Origin of the sequence: Parapedobacter pyrenivorans (assembly GCF_014636865.1) — a bacterium.
In the GTDB taxonomy this organism is placed as follows: domain Bacteria; phylum Bacteroidota; class Bacteroidia; order Sphingobacteriales; family Sphingobacteriaceae; genus Parapedobacter; species Parapedobacter pyrenivorans.
This window is the reverse complement of the sequence record NZ_BMER01000009.1, coordinates 1-3828: the sequence shown is the minus strand read 5'-3', so window position 1 is coordinate 3828 and position 3828 is coordinate 1. Positions and strand designations below refer to the sequence as shown.

Genomic DNA, 3828 nt, shown 5'->3' with positions numbered 1-3828 from the left:
AGGTTTTCCGGTTCACTGCCTTCCATGGCCACCGCCCGTGCGTACCAGTTCTCGGCAGCCTCGTAGTCATTTAGCTGGGCGTAGCAGCGCGCCAGCTGCTCCAGGTCGGCCAGGCGGGGTTTCCGCGTATCAACCAGTTTAACATAAATAGCAGCAGCGTTGGCGTATTCGTACTTGCGAAATGCCTGCTCCGCACGGTCCCGAAGACCAAGCTGCTCCTGGCCGTATGCGATTGCGCTTATCACCATTAAGGTGATTAAAAACGCCGTGTTAAAAATACGAATGCCGTTTTGTAGTTTATCTTTCATAACGAGTTGCTTCTCTTTAGCATAAGGTGCCCAGACCCTACATTATATATTTATAATCAGTTGAAGTTCCATCCATGTTGAAAAAAACCCGCAGAATATAACGGTATGCCCTTGCCTCCTCGGTCAGCTCATAAACCAAATTTCCCGAGGAGACGATGTACCGGCTACTACCGATGCTCGATACAACGATGGGCAGCGCTTCTTTGGCACATAGCCAGACCTCCATACGATGGTCACCCCGGATATACCGAAATTCATGCGTACCATCCAGAAACAAGGTAAGTTTTTCAAACAACGTGGCCATCAAACCAAACGGTTAAACCTCTTAAAAAAACCGTGGACTCAACACGCGCTGATTCCGTTGGCCAAAGGTGATTCCCAGTGTCACCTCGTGCGACCCGTTCTGCACACTGCTCAGTTGGCTCAGTATGTAATCGTATGAGTACCCAATCCGCAGGGCCGGTGTCACGTACAGCTGGGCAATCGCTGAAACTGCGTTCTGCTTACTTAGCGTACTCCCCGTGACGCGCTGGAAATCTTTCTTGAATACCGTCACCCCTGTACGCCAGCCGCCACCGATCCAGAAGCGGTCACCGAATACGAACATCGCGTTCAGGTCCAGACTGGTCGGCCCCTTGAAATCCTCCTTCAGCAATAGGCTCGGCCGCAGCCGCGTCCCCTCACTGAGGTTAATCAGCGCCCCGCCCATGAAATAGATGTGGCGCCGCCTCCGGATGTTGTCCGTGGTCGTGTTGTCCCACCTGAAGATGTTATTGCTCTGATCGCCCGACAAAAGATCCATCACCGACACCCCTGCATACCAATGAGGATTGTAGTAATAGATCCCAAATCGGATATCCGGAACGAAATTATTGATCCGGTTGGGGGGAACAATCGGATCCCCCGCACCGATCGGGTCGAGCACCGCCCCGTTCAGCCCATACTGCGTCACCCCTGCGCCGATGCCGAAGCTCAGCCGCTGGGTATCCTCGTCGTTGAGCCGCAGCCGGAAGGCGTAATTCACGTAGGCGGAGCTGGCCGACTGCGGGCCCAGCCGGTCCGTCGTCAGTTGCACCCCCAGCCCGTGCCGCTTATATGTCGCCTGGTCCAGCAAGCCGTCGACCGACAGCAATGCCGTCTGCGGTGCCCCGTCAAGCCCCACCCACTGGCTCCGCATGCCCACCTGCCCGAACCATTCTTCCTTATAGCCTGCATAGGCCGGGTTGATACTCATCGAATTGAAAATGTACTGCGTGAACTGGATGTTCTGCTGGGCACGTACCGCGAACGGCGCTCCCGCTGCCAGCAGCCATATGATTAGTTTTATAGCTCTCATCTGCATCGTATTGATTGGTCTGAATAACATTGTGTTCCTCTTTTATTGCTTCTTCAACACGACCCAGCCCTTCTCCACCTGCCTGGTGTTGCCCTTCTGCAAAGTCAGCATATAGTAGTAGGTACCCTCCGGGATGGCCGCCCCGTCCCAGGTATTGTCATACGCGTTGTGCCGGTAGATCTCGTTGCCCCACCGGTTGAAGACCACCACTTCGACCCGGTCGTAACCTTCAATACCCTCGATTTCGAAACGGTCGTTCTGCCCATCGCCGTTCGGCGTGAAGATATTGGGTATCCGCAGCGGGTTGGCTGTCACGGTGACGGTCACCTCGGCCGGCTCGCTCCAGTTGCCTTCGCTGTCCATTACCCGGTAGGTAAACCGGTCTTCGCCCACATAACCGCGCTCGGAGGTATAGGCAATGGTCCCATCCGCGCTGATGCTTACCGAGCCGTACTGCGGCTGGGCGACGATCTCCACGGATGCCGCATCCAATGGGAAGGTCCGCTCGGTATCATTGGCCAGCACCGAAATCATCAGGGCTTTGTTCGAATGACCGGTCACCCCGTCATCATTTGCCTGCGGTGGGCGTACAGGGGCTACCGAGATTTCGTCCTGATTGTTACCTTCATCGGGATCATCCTCATTGCCGCTCACTTCCGCGCTATTCAGGTATTCCCCTTCGGCGTTCACCGTTGCGGTAATCCGCAACACCCCGGTGGCGCCATTGGCGAGGTCGTTGAGGGTCCATATACCCGAAACCTCGTCATAGGATCCCGCGGATGTTTCTGCGGAGAGGAAGGTATAGCCTGATGGAAGTTTATCCGTTACCTCCACTCCCGTCGCATCGCCGGGGCCCAGATTGGTCACCTCCACGGTAAACACCACGGTACTTCCCGCAAGCGGCGAGGCATTGTCAACCGCTGTCGTGACCGACAGGTCCGGAGTAGCATGGTCATCATCGGCGATATTCACCGTGGCGCGGTTTGCAGTGCCTATGGACACCGTGACGCCGGGAGAAGACCCACCAGTGAGGGTCATGATCACGGTTTCCACGGGTTCGCGGAAATCATCATTCAATACGCGCACCGGTACCATAACACTGCGCTGACCTGCGGGAATCACTGCCATGCCTGTGAAGGCGGCGTAGTCATCACCCGGGGTGGCGGTACCGCCCACCGTATAAGTAACCGTTACGTCCTCCGATACCGTTGTGCCTGCAGGCAGGCTGATCGTAAAGGCGCCATCCGTGCCCGGTTCCGAGCCGTCGGCTGTTTTGCTGATGGCAAGTTCCAGGTTTGCCGGCACGGGGCTTTCATCGTCTGCAATGTTTACCGTCGCGCTGCCCGTACCCGTAAAGGTGAAGGTGGCGCTGCTGCCGCCGGCCAGGGTCATAATTACGGTCTCTGTTGCCTCGATCAACTCATCGTCCATTACCGTGACCGGAATTGTTACGTTGTTCTGACCTGCAGCAATGACCGCCGTGCCTGTTAACGCCACGTAGTCATCGCCTGCTGTGGCCGAACCCGACATGGTAAAGTTTACCGTAATGGCTTCGGCTGCCGTGATACCGGAAGGCAGACCGACCGTGAAGCCGCCGTCCGTGCCCGGTTCTGCGCCATCAGCACCCTTGCTGATCGCAAGCTCCAGGTTCGCCGGCACGGTGCTTTCATCGTCTTCGATATTTACCGTCGCGCTGCCTGTGCCCGTAAAGGTGAAGCTGGTGCTGCTGCCGCCTGCCAGCGTCATGATCACTGTTTCCGTTGCCTCAATCACCTGGTCATCTGCAACAATTACCGGAACAGTTACACTGTTTTGCCCTGCCGGTATCGTAATCGCCGCAGTGATCGCGGCGTAGTCATCGCCTGCTGCGGCGGTGCCGCCGACGGTATAATCTACCGTTACATCTTCGGATAGGGTTATGCCCGCAGGCAGGCTGACCGTGAAGCTTCCGTCGGTATCCGGTTCCGCGCCGTCAGCGCTTTTGCTGATCGCAAGCGAAAGGCTCGTTGTACTTTCGTCGTCGGCGATGTCCACGGTGGCGCTGCCCGCGCCTGTAAAGGTGAAGCTGGTGCTGCTGCCGCCTGCTAGGGTCATGACTACCGTTTCCGTTGCCTCGATCGCCTGGTCGTCCATGACGGTTACCGGAATGTCGATACTGTTCTGGCCCGCTGGGATCGTAACCGC

Annotated in this window: 3 protein-coding genes and 1 pseudogene; all 4 read right to left on the bottom strand. The window is 56.8% G+C overall.

Annotated elements, in window-relative coordinates; genetic code table 11:
- Nucleotides 1–248 (bottom strand): annotated as a pseudogene (locus tag IEV98_RS24325) (hypothetical protein); the annotation flags it as partial.
- A 97-nt stretch (nucleotides 249–345) separates the two neighbouring features.
- Nucleotides 346–612 carry a hypothetical protein gene (locus IEV98_RS24320; RefSeq protein WP_188508673.1) on the bottom strand — a complete coding sequence of 89 codons (267 nt, stop codon included), beginning with the start codon at nucleotides 610–612 and terminating at the stop codon, nucleotides 346–348.
- A gap of 21 nt (nucleotides 613–633) precedes the next feature.
- A complete protein-coding gene (locus IEV98_RS24315; protein WP_188508672.1) occupies nucleotides 634–1644 on the bottom strand; it encodes a PorP/SprF family type IX secretion system membrane protein in 1011 nt (336 codons plus the stop codon).
- Nucleotides 1645–1686: 42 nt separating this feature from the next.
- On the bottom strand, nucleotides 1687–3828 hold a 2142-nt coding region (locus IEV98_RS24310; RefSeq protein WP_188508671.1), incomplete at its 5' end, for a Calx-beta domain-containing protein.